19 protein-coding genes and 1 pseudogene are annotated in these 17,692 nt (G+C 32.6%); 15 read left to right on the top strand and 5 right to left on the bottom strand.

What is annotated here, in order from left to right:
- Window positions 1-29: 29 nt before the first annotated feature.
- From LL966_RS05460 to LL966_RS22735, 3 genes and pseudogenes are all read right to left on the bottom strand, one after another.
- A complete protein-coding gene (locus LL966_RS05460) occupies window positions 30-473 on the bottom strand; it encodes a hypothetical protein (RefSeq protein WP_229351022.1) in 444 nt (147 codons plus the stop codon).
- A gap of 11 nt (window positions 474-484) precedes the next feature.
- Window positions 485-610, bottom strand: a complete 126-nt coding sequence (locus LL966_RS22740) for a Rieske 2Fe-2S domain-containing protein (RefSeq protein ID WP_262909451.1) — start codon at window positions 608-610, stop codon at window positions 485-487.
- 55 nt (window positions 611-665) lie between these two features.
- A pseudogene (locus LL966_RS22735) lies at window positions 666-773 on the bottom strand (hypothetical protein); the annotation flags it as partial.
- 202 nt (window positions 774-975) lie between these two features.
- Here LL966_RS22735 and LL966_RS05450 point away from each other — a divergent pair.
- The 11 genes from LL966_RS05450 (at window position 976) to LL966_RS05405 (ending at window position 10,959) form a co-directional block, all read left to right on the top strand.
- Window positions 976-2,145, top strand: coding sequence for a zinc-dependent alcohol dehydrogenase (locus LL966_RS05450; RefSeq protein WP_229351018.1), 1,170 nt, complete (start codon window positions 976-978; stop codon window positions 2,143-2,145).
- 333 nt (window positions 2,146-2,478) lie between these two features.
- Window positions 2,479-2,646: a hypothetical protein gene (locus LL966_RS05445; protein ID WP_229351016.1), complete on the top strand. Its 168-nt coding sequence runs from the start codon at window positions 2,479-2,481 to the stop codon at window positions 2,644-2,646.
- A 27-nt stretch (window positions 2,647-2,673) separates the two neighbouring features.
- Window positions 2,674-4,185: a DEAD/DEAH box helicase gene (locus LL966_RS05440; protein ID WP_229351014.1), complete on the top strand. Its 1,512-nt coding sequence runs from the start codon at window positions 2,674-2,676 to the stop codon at window positions 4,183-4,185.
- A gap of 99 nt (window positions 4,186-4,284) precedes the next feature.
- Window positions 4,285-4,941: a DUF6766 family protein gene (locus tag LL966_RS05435; protein ID WP_229351012.1), complete on the top strand. Its 657-nt coding sequence runs from the start codon at window positions 4,285-4,287 to the stop codon at window positions 4,939-4,941.
- Window positions 4,942-5,451: 510 nt separating this feature from the next.
- Window positions 5,452-5,742 carry a hypothetical protein gene (locus LL966_RS05430; RefSeq protein ID WP_229351010.1) on the top strand — a complete coding sequence of 97 codons (291 nt, stop codon included), beginning with the start codon at window positions 5,452-5,454 and terminating at the stop codon, window positions 5,740-5,742.
- Between the two features lie 269 nt (window positions 5,743-6,011).
- On the top strand, window positions 6,012-6,251 hold the full coding sequence (locus LL966_RS05425; protein ID WP_229351008.1) for a hypothetical protein: 240 nt from the start codon (window positions 6,012-6,014) through the stop codon (window positions 6,249-6,251).
- Between the two features lie 486 nt (window positions 6,252-6,737).
- On the top strand, window positions 6,738-6,995 hold the full coding sequence (locus LL966_RS05420; protein ID WP_229351007.1) for a hypothetical protein: 258 nt from the start codon (window positions 6,738-6,740) through the stop codon (window positions 6,993-6,995).
- Between the two features lie 777 nt (window positions 6,996-7,772).
- Entirely contained in the window at window positions 7,773-8,159 is a 387-nt protein-coding gene (locus LL966_RS05415; protein WP_229351005.1) for a response regulator, read from the top strand.
- A gap of 94 nt (window positions 8,160-8,253) precedes the next feature.
- Complete coding sequence (locus LL966_RS22730; RefSeq protein ID WP_262909450.1) at window positions 8,254-8,379, top strand: hypothetical protein; 126 nt, start codon at window positions 8,254-8,256, stop codon at window positions 8,377-8,379.
- Window positions 8,380-8,408: 29 nt separating this feature from the next.
- Window positions 8,409-8,849, top strand: coding sequence for a nuclear transport factor 2 family protein (locus tag LL966_RS05410; protein ID WP_229351003.1), 441 nt, complete (start codon window positions 8,409-8,411; stop codon window positions 8,847-8,849).
- 553 nt (window positions 8,850-9,402) lie between these two features.
- Window positions 9,403-10,959 (top strand): hypothetical protein, encoded by a 1,557-nt coding sequence (locus tag LL966_RS05405; RefSeq protein WP_229351001.1) that lies wholly within the window; start codon window positions 9,403-9,405, stop codon window positions 10,957-10,959.
- Between the two features lie 993 nt (window positions 10,960-11,952).
- Here the strand turns inward: LL966_RS05405 and LL966_RS05400 are convergent.
- Entirely contained in the window at window positions 11,953-12,498 is a 546-nt protein-coding gene (locus LL966_RS05400; protein WP_229350999.1) for an AAA family ATPase, read from the bottom strand.
- 708 nt (window positions 12,499-13,206) lie between these two features.
- Window positions 13,207-13,620 carry a winged helix-turn-helix transcriptional regulator gene (locus tag LL966_RS05395; protein ID WP_229350998.1) on the bottom strand — a complete coding sequence of 138 codons (414 nt, stop codon included), beginning with the start codon at window positions 13,618-13,620 and terminating at the stop codon, window positions 13,207-13,209.
- A 102-nt stretch (window positions 13,621-13,722) separates the two neighbouring features.
- Between LL966_RS05395 and LL966_RS05390 the strand changes: the two genes are divergently transcribed.
- From LL966_RS05390 to LL966_RS05375, 4 genes are all read left to right on the top strand, one after another.
- Entirely contained in the window at window positions 13,723-14,490 is a 768-nt protein-coding gene (locus LL966_RS05390) for an SDR family oxidoreductase (protein ID WP_229350996.1), read from the top strand.
- A gap of 91 nt (window positions 14,491-14,581) precedes the next feature.
- A complete protein-coding gene (locus LL966_RS05385) occupies window positions 14,582-15,199 on the top strand; it encodes a TetR/AcrR family transcriptional regulator (protein WP_229350995.1) in 618 nt (205 codons plus the stop codon).
- A gap of 56 nt (window positions 15,200-15,255) precedes the next feature.
- Window positions 15,256-16,587 (top strand): TolC family protein, encoded by a 1,332-nt coding sequence (locus LL966_RS05380; RefSeq protein WP_229350993.1) that lies wholly within the window; start codon window positions 15,256-15,258, stop codon window positions 16,585-16,587.
- An 11-nt stretch (window positions 16,588-16,598) separates the two neighbouring features.
- On the top strand, window positions 16,599-17,684 hold the full coding sequence (locus LL966_RS05375; protein ID WP_229350991.1) for an efflux RND transporter periplasmic adaptor subunit: 1,086 nt from the start codon (window positions 16,599-16,601) through the stop codon (window positions 17,682-17,684).
- Window positions 17,685-17,692: the final 8 nt, after the last annotated feature.

Raw genomic sequence — 17,692 nt, 5'->3', positions numbered from 1 at the left:
TAGATTTTAATTGCTGTTAAGTTTTATTGTTAAAAAAGAATGTAAACTTCAAAAGCAATAAAACCAAAAATAATATGTGCTGCAAAAAGCTGTAAATAGTAACCCTTAAAGTCAATGTTAGGTTTTTGAGGTACTATTTTAAATAAAACGTACCAGGTAATTATGCCAATAATACCACTTATTGCTCCTAAAAGAATACCAATTGGCCATGTTAGTTCAAGAATATTATAATCCCATAAAAAATGGTAAACGATAATAAATCCCAAACCAATTATATAATGTAAAATCCACGCCAGTATATTTTTGACAGAGGGTAATACTTCTAAATGAAGATGGCTTAAAATATAGCTCAATAGTACAGGTTCTTTGTAGAGTTCTCGAGCAGTTGCCGATACTGCATAACTAAACAAAGTCATGGCAGATGTAGCTGCGATCGACGAGACTAAAATCTGAATCAGTGTATAAAAGTCCATAGATAAAATTTTTATTTAATTTGTATTGGATTAAGATCAGTTTGTGCCGAACCATTGATCACGGCGCCGTCTGTAGAAAATCTTGAACCATGACAAGGACAAATCGAAAGATTTTTCGTCAGTGCTCCAATGAACAATACAGCCTAAGTGGTGACATACTGCGGAGAAGGCTTTTAAATTATCGTCGTAATCGCGATAAACCACAATTTTTCTAAGTCCAGAAGAGAGTACACCGCCTTCGCCAGCAGGTAAATCAGATGAAATACTTCCATTATTTATTTGATCTGTAACCTTATTCATGATTTTACATATTTAGTTGACAAAGTTTTTTTCGAGTTTCCAATCAAATGTAAAAGACGTTTATGAGTGGAATTTACATGTTGAAATTTTAAATTTATATCATTGCCATTATGATTTTATGTAATATTTTTCTGAAATAATATAAAAACAAGTGCTTTATTAGTAGTTGATTAGCTTTTTATTAATCTTAAATAAAAGAATTATGAAAGCAGCAGTTATACACGGTCCTGGATTGATTAAATATGATACAGTAGATGATCCGATTATAAAAGCAAAAGATGATATTATACTCAAAGTAACTTCCACAGCTATATGCGGATCTGATCTGCACATTTATTCAGGAGGATTTCCGCAACCAAGACCCATGGTTTTAGGACATGAATTTATGGGCATCGTAGAGGAAGTAGGTTCTGAGGTAACCCATTTAAAAAGAGGGGATAGAGTAGTAGTTCCTTTTCCGATTGCCTGCGGCAATTGTTTTTTCTGCAATCATGATGTTCCTGGAAATTGTGAGCACAGTAATCCCGAGCATTATGGGCCAGAAGGGGGGATACTGACAGAAAAAGGCGGTGCGCTTTTTGGCTATACCGATTTGTATGGAGGTTATGATGGAGGGCAGTCGCAATATGTAAGAGTTCCGTATGCTAATTATGGACCAAGAATTGTACCTGAAGATCTTAGTGATGAGCAGGTTTTATTTCTAACTGATATTTTTCCAACAGGATATACAGGAGTGGATTGGGGAGAAGTGAAAGGTGGCGAAACGGTAGCCATTTTTGGTTCTGGCCCAGTTGGAATTATGGCGGCTAAAAGTGCTGTTTTACGAGGGGCGGCACAAGTTATCGTAGTTGATACGTTGCAGTACAGATTAAACAAAGCAAAGCTTAGCACTGGTTGTACTACCATTTTGTGGGAAGACGGACCGAAAGATGTAGTAGAACAAATTCGTTCTTTAACTCATGGGCGTGGTGCCGATGTGTGCATTGATGCTGTAGGTTTTGAACCAGACCGAAATTTAGGTGACAGAATCAAAGCCACCATTAATTTTGAAAAAGGATCTATCAAAGTTTTAGAAGCCTGTATGAGCGCTGTACGAAGAAGCGGAATCGTTGCGGTTTTAGGTGTATATCCGGTTAATTATGATAATTTTCCGTTAGGGCAATTTTTCGATAAAGGTATAGTGTTAAAAGGAGGACAAGCTCCGGCTCACAAACATATCGATAAGTTGTTGGAATATGTGGTTCAGGGAAAAGTAAAACTGGATGATATTATCACTCATAGGTTGCCATTATCGGAAATTGCACATGCTTATGATATTTTCAAAAAACGTGAAGACGGCTGTGTGAAAGTAGTTTTAGATCCTTGGAAATAGACTTGAAATTAGTTTTTCTAGCGAATTTTGGAATAAATTCTCCGATATAACAGACCCGGCAGGTTTTCAAAATCTATCGGGTTTGCTTCATTATAAGAATAGTATTTTACTTGATTCGGCGGCTGTGTAGAATTGTGAGTTTCTGTAATTTTTTACTGCAATAGATTTATTTTTAGTTTTTTAGAATCAGATAATAATATAAAACCTGCAATACAATAATGTAAATTAGATCAATTGCCATGCATTAATTTTAATTTGCGACAATAATGTGCTAGCATACTGTCTATTCCAATTCGCACGAAAATAATTAATAACATCTTAACTAGAAAAATAATGTTTAAGAAAGGGCAGAAAGTACAGCAGGAATTTGGGAATCAGGTTATGGAAGTAATAGGTTTCGAACCAGATTTGATTGAAAATGTCATTACACAATGGGAAGATGAGGAAGGTACAATTGTAACTGGAAAATTTATGGAATCGCAATTGTCGCCGGCGGAATAAAAATTTGGAGAAAAAAAATATATCAAAATGAAAACTAATGTGCAGCCTAAAAAAGCATTTTATGCTTATCAGGAAAAAGATATCGAAACAATTTTTGATCATATCAAAAGTGAAAATAACGGGAAACTCTTATACCAGTTACCTACGGGTGGGGGAAAAACTATAATCTTTTCTGAAATTGCCAGAAGGTTTATAGAAGAATTTGATAAAACAGTTATTATCCTGACCCATCGCAAAGAATTATCTACCCAGACTTCGTCTACATTAAAAAAAATGGGAATTAATAACCATGTTATCAGCAGTAAAAGCCTAGACTTTAAACCTGATTTTGATTGTTATGTTGCCATGGTAGAAACGTTGCGTAACCGAATAAAAGCTAAAAAAATAAAAACGAATAATGTTGGTCTTGTAATTGTAGATGAAGCGCATCACAATTCATTCAGGAAATTAATGAGCAGTTTTAAAAATGCTTTTGTTATTGGAGTTACCGCAACACCTTTTAGTTCTGATACATCTAAACCAATGAAAAAGCATTACAAATCGCTGGTAATGGGGGAGAATATTTCAGAGCTTATTGCGCAGGGTTTTCTCGCGAAACCACAATCTTATATTTATGAGGTTGAATTAAATTCGCTAAAAACAGGAATACATGGCGATTATACGGTAAGTTCCTCGAATGAATTATATAGTTCCCCCCCAATGCTGGAATTATTGATAAAAGCGTACAGTGAAAATGGGACAGGGAAAAAAACACTGATTTTTAATAACGGAATTGCAGCTTCTCAAAAAGTATATGAAACTTTTACTGCGGCAGGAATTGCGATAAAACATCTTGATAATAAAACAACTGATAAAGAGCGTAAAGAAATTCTAAAATGGTTTAAGAAAACCAAAGATGCAGTTCTGACTTCGGTTTCGATTTTAACCACTGGTTTTGATGAACCGACGGTGCAAAATGTTATTTTGAATCGCGCCACAACGTCTATAACACTTTACCATCAAATGGTGGGTCGCGGATCAAGAAGACTTCCGTCTAAAAAAACGTTTACGATTACTGATCTGGGGAATAATATTCAGCGTTTCGGTGCCTGGGAAGAACCTGTAGACTGGAAATATGTTTTTGAACGTCCGGAGGAATTTGCCAAACAACTGCATTTTCAATCGAGTGCAGGTTCTTCAGCTGTACAATCGCACGGACTTTCTGCTGAATTACGAGCTCAATTTCCTAATACGCTGGAAATGACCTTTGATGTTGAAGGACATTATCAGGAAGCAATCGATACAGATAAAAAACCAAAAACCGTCATTCAGCAATCTATAAGGCAGCATGCCAAAATGTGTATGGATAACGCAGAAATACTATCGCAGGCAATCGCATTGGCAGAAGCTTTGCAACCAGAAATTGACTGGCGTGTAAAACAGTACGTAAAATGTCTTGATAATGCCAGTAAAAACTATAAGGCTTGGCTGTTGGAGGATTATCAAAATAGACTTAAAGGTTTGATTATTAAATTATATCCAAAAGTAACTGCAGCATAAAGATTATAGTAAGGATTAAGTTTAATAATGTAACATCATACAAAAATGATTTAAAAATATGTTTTTAAATCAATTCATCTTTATACTAAATACTAAATCATGAAAACTTTTTTACGCAATAATGGACTTTCCGTTTGTTTCTTTTTGCTGTTTGTAGCAGCAATGGCAGGACAAATTATTTTTGGGTTTGAGGAATATAATAAAGAGCTGATTGAAGAAGGCGCTTCTGCGGTAACATTATCTTCTTATTTTGCAACAGGACATTTTATAGAATCTACTTTTGAAAACTGGGAAAGTGAGTTTTTGCAAATGGCACTTCTGGTAGTGCTCACCATTTTTTTACAGCAGAAAGGTTCATCAGAGTCGAAAGATTTTGATAAGGACGAAGAGGTAGACAGAGAACCTTTAGCTTCCCGAAAAGGCGCTCCTGGACCAGTTAAAAAAGGCGGATTGATTTTAGCGCTTTACAAACATTCACTAACCATTGTGCTGTTTCTGTTATTTGCTTTATCTTTCTTATTGCATTTTTATGGAAGTTTAAAAGATGAAAATGAGCAGCTTTCGTTAAAGGGAAAAACTTTAGAAACTGCCTCGCAATATATTACCGATTCGAGATTTTGGTTTGAATCTTTTCAGAATTGGCAGAGTGAATTTCTCTCGATTTTCGCCATTATTGTTCTTTCTATTTTTCTGCGCCAGATAGGTTCTTCGCAATCTAAACCAGTAGATGCTCCACATATGGAAAAAGGGGAATAAACAGTTTTCGGATATAATTTTTGTATAAAAAAATATTCTTTTAAACCTCATCACTAATACATACAATTTCACGTTGGGATGCAACCGTACACGCCGATTTAGAAAGCCGTAATTTGGGAGAAGTAATTCCAAAACTATACTTTTCAGTTATTTATTATCAGCTATTCAATATGGATCGTGGTGACATGGCCAAATAAACGACAAATGGCTTTTCGTCCTGCTTTTGGTAAGAACAGCAGCTTTGAAGTGATCAATTTACAGATGAGTAAAATCAAAATAGATATCTTTCACAATAAAAAATGCATTCTACCTACAGCAAAAAAGTAAAATTGTACTAGAGTATAAAATTACAGAAGATAGTGTAGTGGAAATTGCTTGGTAATTAAACTGAAAAATATTTCTTCAATTTAGAGTCCTGCATCGAAAAGTGTAAGATTTTAGATTAATTGTGTAAAAACGGCTTTAATTGCAAAGGTATATTTGAAAATATACAAACTAAAAATTAATATTATGAAAAATCTATTTAAAACCACAATGCTGATTGCGTTGTTTGCAATTATTCTTTCTTGTAAAAAGAATGAATCAGCTAATGAGAATGATCACAATAGCACTGCAGATTCTACTTCTACTACAGTAGATACTGTTGGCCCAGGTACAGATAGTACAACAGTTAATGGTGCGGGAACAAGTGGAGCAACAGGAGAAGGTTCAACCGGATCTGGAGCTGCGGGGACACAGCAAGAAGGAACAACAAATGTAAAAACCGATTCAACTGCAACAAGTAATAATAAAGGCAGGTAATAACTGTCCTGGGTTGATTATTTAATGTTTGTAAACCATTCTATAATAGATATGACAGACTTTTCTCTCTCTCTATTGTCATGCGATAAGATTTTTTGCTAAAAGGACTAGAGATAAGTTTATTTTGGATGATAATGGTAATCATATAATTAATACATAAGGTTTTATAAATAACTGATTAGTAAGTGTGCAACATTTCGCTATTTGTTTCTATATCAAATTATTATTTAAACTATTGAATTATGAAAAATTTATTTTTAACCTGTTGTATGGCATTATCATTTGTATATGCATCAGCGCAGACCACTCCTGCGAAAACAAAATCAACGACTAAAACAGATTCTACTTACAACAAGAAAAGTAAGCATGGTTCTGAACAAAAATCGGGTAATAAAAAAGGAGACACGATTACCAAACAACGTTCTAACAAAAAGAAAGGTACTACCTCTAAAACTGAAACGTCTCCTACTCAACGAAGAGATACGCTTAACAGAACAACAAGACCGTAATATATCTTTGTTGATTGTTTAATTTAAAAGCCTGTTTTTCCAAAAAAATGGGCTTTTATTTTTAATGCTATTGAGCCAGAAAATTGCAAATAATAATTTATAATTTTATAAAACAATACCGCCTAAAGAGACGGTTCTGAAATAGATTTACTAAATACGATCGAGATTAGTTCTTCTCATCAATATCATCAAGACATTCGTTGTCTAATTCTTCCTTTCCTAATTCATTATCGTCTTCGGTTTCTTATGTATCTCTATCAAGTTCCTCGTTATTGAATTCATCATCTCTCAGGTTTTCATTACCAAGTCCATCAATTTTGAATTCTTCGCTGCTAAACTCATTCATGTTTTAAATTTTAAAACTACTTTTAATTATTTGATAATTAATATGTTATTATTCAATGTTGAAACTTTAAAGTTGAATTCTGTAAAAACCCTCTGTACTGATGTTCTACTTTTCCAATTATTAATTTTAAATAAAATGTTATGTCATTTGAAAATCAAAACACAGAAGGAGCTACGGCAAAAGCAATCGAAGAACAAACTTCAAAACTGCCATCAGATTTATTTTTATACGCTGCACTTGCTGCAATGGGAACGTCATTAACCTTAAAATGTTTGGGCAGAAAGCATACTGCACTATTTGTAGGCCAATGGGCATCACCGTTTTTATTACTTGGAGTTTATAATAAGCTTGTCAAGTTAGAAGGACATGATGCCGAAGACAAAACAGTAAACGGGTAAGTTTTATGGAGGAGGATAACAAAACCTTTAAAATATCTTATTCAAAATGATAAAGCTGCCTTTGACTTATGTAAAGACAGCTTTATTTTTTTACTTAAATTTAATTATGAATCAATTTAAATTTGTTGAATATTAAATACGTTATATCTCTTGAAAATGTGGGCTAATCAGCATAGTTAAAATATCGTATCTTTTGGGCTGTGATAAGCAAAATAAAACGCTCATGTCAATATCTTTCGCTTCAAGCATTTCTAATTTTTTGATTTTTTCTTTTTTTTCCTCTATAGGATCACGCTACATGTCGCTTGTAACAGCACCAGGTTCAATAAGCGAAACTTTTATTGCAAACTAATTAATTCCTTTTAGCAGAAAAGTACTGTATCAGCAAGTTTTTAATAAAATTTGATAATCCTTACTTCTTATTCTATGCTTTTGTTTTTAAAGTTTTGATATGAAGTTGTTTATGTTTGAATCCTGTAATGCCTAAATAGTATTGTGTAAGATGCAGCAGTGAGAGTGGCGTAATTTTGGGAATAGTTAAAAATTAAAACATTCTGACAGTTGCTGCTAAAAAACGAGGAGCTTTTTGTAATTATAAAAAACAAAGATCTCCATAAAATTATTAATTGAAAAAGTTCTTTTTAATAACTGTTTGATCTCTATTTTCTAGCACAGGTGTTTTTAAAACAATACAAATTAATAAAAATACCGAAATTAAACTTTCATGTTCAGTGAAATTAAAAGCGGTTAGATAATAACTATTAAATAATATACGCCATGTTATATAGAAATATACTGCTGATTGACGATGATATTGATGATGCCGATGTGTTTATCGAAGCCGTCAATTCTCTAGATAAAAATGTTACCTGCTTGGCAGAAACAAATCCCGTTAAAGCTTTAGAGTTTTTGAAAAGTACAAAAATCCTGCCTGACCTTATTTTTTTAGATTATAATATGCCTGTTATAAATGGGAATGAATTTATAGAAAAAATGAGAGCGGTCGAAAAGCTCAAATCCATTCCGATAATTATATATTCCAGCTATTCCGAAAATGCGGCTACGCAATTGTCGATTATTCATGATACGGAGCGGTATATTAGTAAACCCAATACTTTTACAGAGCTGACGGCATTGCTTAAAAACATATTGGAGGAGCAATAAAATCTGTACTGGAAAATTTCAATTTTACTTTAGGCAGTACGGCAAATAGTAAAAGCACTATTGATCTTTTTACTTCGAGTATATCTAAGATTATTTGGACACAGGACAAACTGTGCATAAAACAGGAGGTCTTTACCTTCCTGAAACCATAGTCTCATCGGACAATATTATAAGCCGTTTGGCAGAATTTGGAATTCAAACTATTGAAGAGAATATCTAATGTTCCTTAACGTTTTACTACAATTTAAAATGAAAAAATCATTAATCATCATCGGACTATTTATTGTCACATCTAATGTTAGTGCCCAAACAAAAAATAATCATTTAAAAGAACAGACAAAAATGACAAATACAACAATCTTACACAAAGCCAATGAATTTGTGAAAAATGGCGATTACGAAAGTTTTTTAGCTTACTGTACCCCAAATACCAAATGGGTTTTTGTTGGTGAGCGTATTCTTAATGGAAAAGAAGAAGTCCGTGCTTATATGAAAGAATTCTACTTGGAGCCACCGGTGTTCAGTGTGGAAAAGGCAATCGAAGAAGACAATTTTGTTATGGTGACTGGGGAAATCCGATTAAAAAATAAGGCCGGAAAATATGAACATTTTGATTATTGTGATATCTGGCGGTTCGAAGATGGGAAGATAGCAGAGCTTAAAGCATTTGTCATCGAGAAAAAGCCTTAATTAGAAGATACTTTGGATAAAAAACCTTATCACTTGTAAAAAAAAATGACGCCAATTGTCTTCAATTGGCGCCATTTGGCTTTGTGACGGAGACAGGACAAATTACATCATCATTATTGGATGATTTGAAGAAATTGGCTTTCTATATGTAGTGTCTGTCTTTCATTGGCTTTGTAAATTTGGTTTAGATGTCCTGTTGGGGATTATGGAAAAATTATACAAACTCAATTGATTCATCGCCTTAAACTAATATATAAATTTACAAGATTTATGGAGCATTTTAAAAGAATGTTTTAAGTTAAGATTATTTTCTTTGGCTCTATGAATTACTTTATTCGATGTATGTTTTGTGGCACAAAAGTAATACCTTTCAAGCGATTAAACGAAAAATCCTTATTCAAGAAAGAATAAGGATTTTTTTGTTTTTAAAGAGCCTTTTTTCGTTATGTTTTGTTTGTAGATGCTAATTTACTTTACGTTCTTTACGCTGATAATAATACTGTTTTTTTAGACAAGCCAAAAAGTATTCACTTAAATTTTTAATCCTCAAAATATGAAAAAACAACTACTTTTATTAACAATTTTAATCGTAACCGCCTTAAGTAGTTCCGCTCAGAAAAAAAGCACAACTCCCAAACCCACTAAAAAGCCTATTACGGCTACAACTACAACCAAAGCTTTAGAAGTTAAAGAAGTGGCAGACATCCCATTTGTGATATTAAATCTAGCACCTTCCAATCCCGTATCACAAGAAGTTATTGCAAAAGTAAAAAGTCAAGGCATAAATTTAAGTGGTAATGATTTTAAAATACCAAGAAGCACAGAACGTGGTTTTATGTACGATAGTTTTTTGCTTTACAAAGAAAATCTAGATGCTTATTTGATTAATTTAAAAGGAGATATAGAAAAGATTCCAACGGGGTCTCGTTTAATAACAGTAACTAAAAACAATTATCGCGTACTAGCGGATGCTTGTAAATACGAAAACGATTGGACAAAATGTAGAAACATTAGAATTATCGATAGTAATGGAAAAACCATTAGCCCAGATTTTTCACAATATTATTATGGACAAATGGAATCTTTTTATAATTCAGAAGATCATACTTATATAATTGTATCAGCTAGTTTAGACTCTCAAAATATTATTACAGAAGAAGGAAAAACTTTATTTCCTAAAGATGTTTCTAAGCTTAGTTTTATACTTCCGGGATATATATATTATGAGGAAGGTGGAAAACGTAAATTGATGGAATTAAACACAAAAAAAATTACGGATCTGTCAGGATATTCTAGAGTAACTGGACTTCGTGTTAACAGCTATCTTGTTGGGGAACTAAACGGAAAAAATGTTCTTATAAATCCAGTAAACAATAAAGTCTTATTTGAAACCGATAAATTAATTGGTGAAGTTCATGGTTTAGACGATAGTACTCCAAAAAATTACTTTGCTTTAGGAGGATTTCAGGATGTTACGCTTGTAGGCATTAATGGTAAAAAAATCTTGGAAGATCAATATAAAAGAGTGTACTTTCAGAATGATGGAATTACTTTTTTTGTTGAAAACAAACAAGGAAAAGAAAACTTCTATAACTTGGCTAAAAAAGCTTTTGTTTACAAAGATTTCTATACGCAATTAAAATCAGAAGGAGAGCTGACCTTGGTTAAGTATCAACAATATTATGAAGTGTACAATAATATGGGCAATTCTAATACCAGCAACGATGGCTACTTAATGTATGATGAAAGTAAAAAAGTGACAGATGTTCAAATATGTAATAATTTGCTTTCGATTACAAAGAAAATTGATGAAAATAATACGCTTTATGATGTTTATAGTGCTTTGACACATACTTTTTTATATGAAAATGTAAAAAGTTTTGGGCGTATACGAAATGCAGACTATTATTATATCGTAAATAAAACAGGTGAGGATAATAAACGTACCATAATTAATGGTAAAGGAGCTATTCTTGTAGATGAAATTATAGTGCCTGATTACATACAATATAATAATTCTAAAGGGTATTTTGAGTTCACCAAAAAGTTCAATGGAAAACCAACAGAATGTTATGATAAAAAGGGTGTTAAGATTGAATGCACTAAATAATTAATTTAATTTTTCAATAAAAAAAGCCTTTAAGCAATATGAACATGCCCCAAAAAGTTAGACACTAATTGGGGCATTTTTTACGAGAAGAAAATTAAAGTATGAATATGACATTTAAAATAAAACTTGTAGAAGGGAATAAACCTTTTTTTGCTTCAGTCGAGCAATAATTATATTTGAAAAATTGATAGCGAGAAATTTAAACAATTGTAAAATATTAAACCATTTTAAAACGAGATTTCTTTTTCTGAAATTAGACAGTAACTAGGAAAAAATAGCATATTTGAAATCATAGTTTCGATTCATTACTAGTGTTTGAATACTTTTAAGTTACGGAATAATAAATCAACTATTCGTATTGTTTTTTATATAAATATGTACGCTGTTGCAATTGTCACTTTATTTTAGTCTTATTTTAAAGAAAGAAAATAAAAACAAAAATGATCCGAAAACAGCGTATTTAGTAGTATAAATAAAGAAAATGGCGTCAATTGTCTTCAATTGGCGCCATTTGGCTTTGTGACCTCAACGGGACAAATTACAACATCTTTTTTGGATGATTTGAAGAAATTGGCATACCATATGTAATGTCTGTCTTCCATTGGCTTTGTAAATTTGGTTTAGATGTCCTGTTGGGGATTGATGTAAAAAATAGGTTGTTTTATGGCTGTATACTAAAATACAATTCTTCAAATATTTGGAGGATCTGAAAAGATTGTTATGCTTAAGGTAGAATTGTCTTTATTTGGCTCTATTGCTTATTGGCTGGGATTTTAAAATAAATCTATTTGGTTTACGAAACCCTTTTTTAACATAATGATAATTTATTTGCTTAAATAAGTCTTCCTTAGATATTGCAGTAAAAATTTCATGGTTGAAGGCTAAAATTTATTTTACATTCACATTAGTTTTTTGCTTGTAAAAGTGTCAAGCCCCAGTCTCAAAGTGCAGCGTTGTATAAAGACAAAGAGAAAATATTTCAAACTCCAGATGTCATCTATTTATTTCGTTCAAAAGAAAATCCACTCTTTCCCTTATCTTTATTTTTGGAATCTCAATAACTTTGTAGCCGTATTCTGAATATATTTCTTTCATTTTTGTAAATGTTGATTGAGCTTCATCCCAGCTCTGCTTCCTTTCATCATCGGTTTTATAAATTTCTTTCCAAGGCGGCAGTATAAAAACTTTTTTGTTATAGGTATACTTTTTTGATATCTCGTTTTTCTCTTTTGATATTGGAATGTTTTCCATTTTCATATAACAAATTGAATCTAAAATTCCTCTATCAAAGAAAATGGGCATGGAACCTTCTAAATCTACTTCATCATAACTTCTCACAGAAGAATTAAACATTAATTCTGCAAACAGCTCTTTATTTTTCCATGGCAATCCTTCACCGCTAACTGTATGTTGCTGCTTAATTATTTTTCGAGCATCTTCTTGAACTACTTGAAAATTATACTTGGCCAGTTCATCTATTAAAGTTGTCTTACCAACTCCAGGACCGCCAGTAATAATATAAAAATTGTCTTTTTTCATTAGTTGAAAATTTTTTTAAATTTATTTCCACTTTTTTAAATTAACTAAATTATCTTCATCTAAACAAGGAATAAATCAACTATTGGCAACATTTGATTAGCAATCAATAAGTGAAATAGGTGAGAGGGCAATGAGAATATAAGCCAATTTCTAAAATTATTCATGGAGTAATTAAATGAAAATTAGTTTAGTACGATTTAAGAAGTGTTAATCTTGATTTAGATCATATAAGGTGATCGAATCCTGTTAAGTAATCGAATGATCAACTTGAAAAAAATGTGTTACATTTCTTATAAATACATTTTTGGTTTTGATTTTTAAAAAAAAATAAAAGAAAAAATGAATCAAAGCTACTTTGGTTTAATAGCATAAATAAAAAATGGCGCCAATTGTCTTCAATTGGCGCCATTTGGATTTGTGACGGGGACAGGACAAATTACAACATCTTTTTTGGATGATTTGAAGAAATTGGCTTATTATATGTAGTTATCTGTCTTTCATTGGCTTTGTAAATTTGGTTTAGATGTCCTGTTGGGGATTAAGGGAAATGCAGCTTCAAAAAACAAATCGCTAACCTCTTTTATTAAAACCGCCTTAGCTTGTGTGACAAAATTGGAGACAGTTCTACATCTGCGGGGGCGTGTTTTGTCATGCACATTCCAGCTCAAATTTATTGTGGCAAAAAAAGCAGCAACTATGTAATATATACTATAGATTTAATTCAAGTTCTTTTAAAGCATTTTTAATAAATCCTTCCTTGTCAGCATTCATCTGTGCCAGCAATTCCTTTCTTTTTTCAGGAATGTCGGTATACTTTTCTGCCCAAAGATTAATTTCAACAATTATTGGAATTAAATCCATTCCTTTCTGTGTCAATTGATATAATACTTTGGCTTTACTGTCGGGATGCTCCAGTTTCTGAATAATTCCGTTTTCTTCTAACGAGAGCAGTCGAGCAGCCAAAATGTTAGTTGCGATCTTCTCATCAGATTTTGCCAATTCGCCATAGGTACATTTTTTTTTAAGCATTAAATCTCTCACAATCAACAGCGACCACTTGTCACCAAAGGCTTCAAGTGAAAAACTTACCGGGCAGTCTGATCTCTTTTTTTGAGTTTTCATAAAATAAATTTTAAATCACTTGCTTTTTGCAAGTAAATATATTTATATTTGCACTTGCATTTTGCAAGCAAATATAGAAATAATAAACTAAATAGAAAAATTATGGAATTAAAAGGTAAAACAATTTTGATTACAGGTGGATCTGCCGGAATCGGATTAGAGGCTGCAAAACAGTTTATTACAGAAGGTGCTAAAGTAATTATTACAGGAAGAGATCAGAAAAAATTGGATCTTGCCAAAAAAATGTATCCATCCATTACGACCATTAAAAGTGATGCGTCCAGCCAGGAAGCCGCGGTTGCTTTGTACAACCAAATTAATGAAATGGGTGGTATCGATATACTTTATAACAATGCTGGAATTATGAATGGCCAGGATAATTTAGGTTTCAGTAATTCAAAACATTTTGAAAAAGCTGCCATAGAAATTAATACTAACTACTTAGGAGTTATTCTCTTAAATGATCTTTTTCTGGATATGCTTAAAAGCAGAAAAGAAGCAGCTATTATAAATACATCATCGATATTGAGTTACACGCCGTCTAATCTTGTACCGACTTATTCAGCATCAAAAGCTGCGGTACGTTTTTATACAGAAGCATTACGAGATCATTTACAGATAATTGGAAGCAGAATAAAAATATTTGAATTATTGCCGCCGTTGGTAAAAACAAATATGTCCGAGGGAATGGAAGGTAAATCGATAACACCAGATGTGTTAATTGATGCTTTGATAAAAGGATTAAAAAACAATACGTACACTATTCGTGTTGGCGATACAAAAGCGATTTATCTGTTACATAGATTTTTACCAAAGTTAGCTTACAAGTTATTGAATCATAAAGGTATTACGGCCAGATTGCAATCTTAATTGGTATAAAATATTTAATTGAATAATAAAATGAACAGCGTTCATTTTATTTTATATCTTTGTCTGCAGTAAGTCTTGAATAAAAATAAGTATGAGTACAATTGATAGAAAAGCAAAAGAAAAAGAAGCTTTAAAAGCCCTGATATTAAAAGGTGCTAAAAAGCTTTTTGTTGAAAAAGGAATTGAACATACTACCATACGAAACATTGCTGAAGAAATTAACTACAGTGTAGGCACTGTTTATGTTTATTTTAAAGATAAAAATGATATTCTTCATGATCTTCATACAATAGGTTTTCAGGAATTAGATAGTTATTTTATGGAGTTATATACTATAGAAGATCCGAAGGAAAGATTAAAGAAAATGGGATTTGCCTATATCAAATTTGCGATCGAAAATTCTGAAATGTACGATTTGATGTTTAATCTAAAAGCTCCAATAGAATTCCTGAAAGACTCCGAGAATGAAGATTGGGACGAAGGATGTACAGCATTTGGATTAGTTAAAAAAACTATTGAAGAATGTATTAACAAAGGTTATTTTAAAGGCCATAATGTAGAGCCGTTGGCATTTATGGTTTGGAGTTTGGTACATGGTATGTGCTGTCTAGAAATTCACCAGAGAATTAAAAATGTAAATTTTACGAATCCCGATACCATTTTGTATGACGGATACAATGAATATTTAAAAATGATAGAAAAGCTTTAAAAATTTTTTTGCTCAAAAAAATGAACAGTGTTCAAATAATAAACAATGTACAATAAATGAAAATTAAACTAACTTTTGCAATACTCTGTCTAGGATATTTAGGGTATGCACAGAACAAGCTGGAAACTTATATAAAGACCGGCTTAAAAAATAACGAAGTAATCAGGCAGCATAATTTTGACATTAATAAAAGCATGTATGCCTTAAAAGAAGCACGAGCTTTATTTTATCCAACAGTTTCCCTAAACGGAAGTTACACCAAAGCAGAAGGCGGAAGGACAATCGATATTCCGATTGGAGATATGCTGAATCCGGTTTATAGTACTTTAAATCAGATTACCAATTCTAACGCTTTTCCAATGTTAGAAAATCAGTCGGTCTTGATAAATCCGGATAATTTTTATGATGCTAAAATTCATACCACGATGCCATTGCTGAATTTTGAAATTATTTATAATAAAAGAATAAAAAATCAGCAGATGACGCTTCAAAAAATAGAACTCGAAATCTACCAAAGAGAGTTGGTAAAGGAAATTAAAATTGCCTATTACAAATACCTGCAGTCGGTTGAAGGAATTAAGATTTATGAAGATGCCCTGGCTTTGGTAAAAGAAAACCAAAGGGTAAATCAGGCTTTATTTAAAAATGAAAAAATAAACCGAACTGCCGTTTTACGAAGTGATAATGAGGTAATCCGCATTCAGGCCAATTTAGAAACCGCCCGACAAACCAGTAATAATGCCAGATCCTATTTTAATTTTTTATTGAATCAAAAACTTGATGCTACTATAGAAATAGAGGAAAATGATGTTCCGCCTATCGGAGCTATGGCAGAAAATACACAAAATAGAGAGGAGTTGCAAAAGCTCACTCAGGCAAAAGAAATAAACGAAAATATAAGCAAACTAAACAAATCCTACTGGCTGCCAAAAGTAAATGGCTTTGCCGATTTCGGAATTCAGGATTTTGATTTTGAAGCAGATAAAAACTCACGTTATTATTTTGCTGGAGTGGGGCTGGAGTGGAATATTTTTTCGGGAAACAAAAACAAATGGAAGCTGAAACAAGTTGAAGAAGACAGTAAAAAAATCATCTCGCAAACTGATAATGTAAAACAGCAGTTACTGCTTCAGTTTCAGGTTTCACAGAACAATCTAAAATCGGCTTTAGAGCAATTCAATGCTGATAAAAATCAAAAACAGTCGGCCAAAAAATACAATGACGACATTACCAAATTATACAAGGAAGGTCAGGCAATATATATAGAACTGCTGGATGCACAGAACCAATGGGTAAATGCGCAGCTTAACACTAATATTTCGCTTTATAACTCCTGGATTGCTTTTGCAGAATTAGAAAGAGCCAACGCCACTTTTACTTTTAACTAAAAATAAAAAACATGAAATTAACGATTCACAAATATCTAAAAAAACATATCGCAGCCTCCAAAAAAGGGTTGATTATATTGCTTGCTTTAACGCTTTTTTACGCCTGTAAAGAAGAAAAAAAGGAAAATTCGCCCTTCGAAAGCGCAGATGTTATCCCTATTAAAACAGCTCCGGTCGAATCTTTTGCTCTTAACAATACCATAAGCGCATCAGGTTTAGTAACAACAGAAAATCAGGCCAATTACGGATTTAAAATAGGAGGGCTCATTAGTCGTATTTATGTTGAAGAAGGCCAGTTTTTTAAGAAAGGACAGCTTTTGGCATCATTAGACGAAACAGAGATAAATGCCGGATTGAACCAAACAGATTTAAATCTAAAAAAGTACGAGCGTGATTATAAACGAGCAAGCAATTTGTACAAAGACAGTGTGTATACATTAGAACAGCTTCAGAATACCAAAACGGGTCTTGACATTGCTAAAAAGCAGAAAGATGCAGTGGCTTTTAATGCACGTTATTCTAAAATTTATGCTGCTGCAGATGGTTTTGTTTCGAAAAAAATAGCAAACGAAGGAGAAGTAGTTGGCGCAGGATCGCCAATTCTGGCTATAAATGAAACCAGCCAAAACAATAATTATCTGCTAAAAGTAGGATTGACAGACAAAGAATGGGCCGCGGTAAAAGTAGGGCAGAAAGCCACTGTAACGCTTGACGGATATCCTGATGAAAAATTCGATGCCTTTATTTTTAGAAAATCGCAGGCGGCAGATGCGGCATTGGGCTCCTTTCAAGTCGAATTAAAACTGAGCCTTAAAAAAAGTAAACCAGCGGTGGGAATGTTTGGAAAAGCCGAAATAAAGGCAGAACAATCAGAAGATTTCATCATCATTCCGTACAATTCGCTTATTGAAGCTGACGGAAACAAAGCGTTTGTTTTTATTGTGGAAAACAACAAAGTAAAACGCCAACCGGTGACCATTAATAAATTTGAGAACAATAAAGTATTCATAAAAGAAGGTATTCAGAAAACAGATCAGATTGTGATCTCAAACAGTGCTTATCTCAACGAACAATCAACTATCAAGATCATTAAATAATCAGTATT

The sequence above is a fragment of the Flavobacterium chungbukense genome, from assembly GCF_020805785.1.
Classification (GTDB): domain Bacteria; phylum Bacteroidota; class Bacteroidia; order Flavobacteriales; family Flavobacteriaceae; genus Flavobacterium; species Flavobacterium chungbukense.
Note: the sequence above shows the minus strand (reverse complement) of the source record. Positions and strands in the feature narration are given on the sequence as shown.

Excerpts from the sequence above, each read along its gene's own strand:
- LL966_RS05460 (WP_229351022.1), bottom strand. The coding sequence starts at position 473 with ATGGACTTTTATACACTGATTCAGATTTTAGTCTCGTCGATCGCAGCT.
- LL966_RS05450 (WP_229351018.1), top strand. The coding sequence starts at position 976 with ATGAAAGCAGCAGTTATACACGGTCCTGGATTGATTAAATATGATACA.
- LL966_RS05445 (WP_229351016.1), top strand. The coding sequence starts at position 2,479 with ATGTTTAAGAAAGGGCAGAAAGTACAGCAGGAATTTGGGAATCAGGTT.
- LL966_RS05440 (WP_229351014.1), top strand. The coding sequence starts at position 2,674 with ATGAAAACTAATGTGCAGCCTAAAAAAGCATTTTATGCTTATCAGGAA.
- LL966_RS05435 (WP_229351012.1), top strand. The coding sequence starts at position 4,285 with ATGAAAACTTTTTTACGCAATAATGGACTTTCCGTTTGTTTCTTTTTG.
- LL966_RS05430 (WP_229351010.1), top strand. The coding sequence starts at position 5,452 with ATGAAAAATCTATTTAAAACCACAATGCTGATTGCGTTGTTTGCAATT.
- LL966_RS05425 (WP_229351008.1), top strand. The coding sequence starts at position 6,012 with ATGGCATTATCATTTGTATATGCATCAGCGCAGACCACTCCTGCGAAA.
- LL966_RS05420 (WP_229351007.1), top strand. The coding sequence starts at position 6,738 with ATGTCATTTGAAAATCAAAACACAGAAGGAGCTACGGCAAAAGCAATC.
- LL966_RS05415 (WP_229351005.1), top strand. The coding sequence starts at position 7,773 with ATGTTATATAGAAATATACTGCTGATTGACGATGATATTGATGATGCC.
- LL966_RS05410 (WP_229351003.1), top strand. The coding sequence starts at position 8,409 with ATGAAAAAATCATTAATCATCATCGGACTATTTATTGTCACATCTAAT.
- LL966_RS05405 (WP_229351001.1), top strand. The coding sequence starts at position 9,403 with ATGAAAAAACAACTACTTTTATTAACAATTTTAATCGTAACCGCCTTA.
- LL966_RS05400 (WP_229350999.1), bottom strand. The coding sequence starts at position 12,498 with ATGAAAAAAGACAATTTTTATATTATTACTGGCGGTCCTGGAGTTGGT.
- LL966_RS05395 (WP_229350998.1), bottom strand. The coding sequence starts at position 13,620 with ATGAAAACTCAAAAAAAGAGATCAGACTGCCCGGTAAGTTTTTCACTT.
- LL966_RS05390 (WP_229350996.1), top strand. The coding sequence starts at position 13,723 with ATGGAATTAAAAGGTAAAACAATTTTGATTACAGGTGGATCTGCCGGA.
- LL966_RS05385 (WP_229350995.1), top strand. The coding sequence starts at position 14,582 with ATGAGTACAATTGATAGAAAAGCAAAAGAAAAAGAAGCTTTAAAAGCC.
- LL966_RS05380 (WP_229350993.1), top strand. The coding sequence starts at position 15,256 with ATGAAAATTAAACTAACTTTTGCAATACTCTGTCTAGGATATTTAGGG.
- LL966_RS05375 (WP_229350991.1), top strand. The coding sequence starts at position 16,599 with ATGAAATTAACGATTCACAAATATCTAAAAAAACATATCGCAGCCTCC.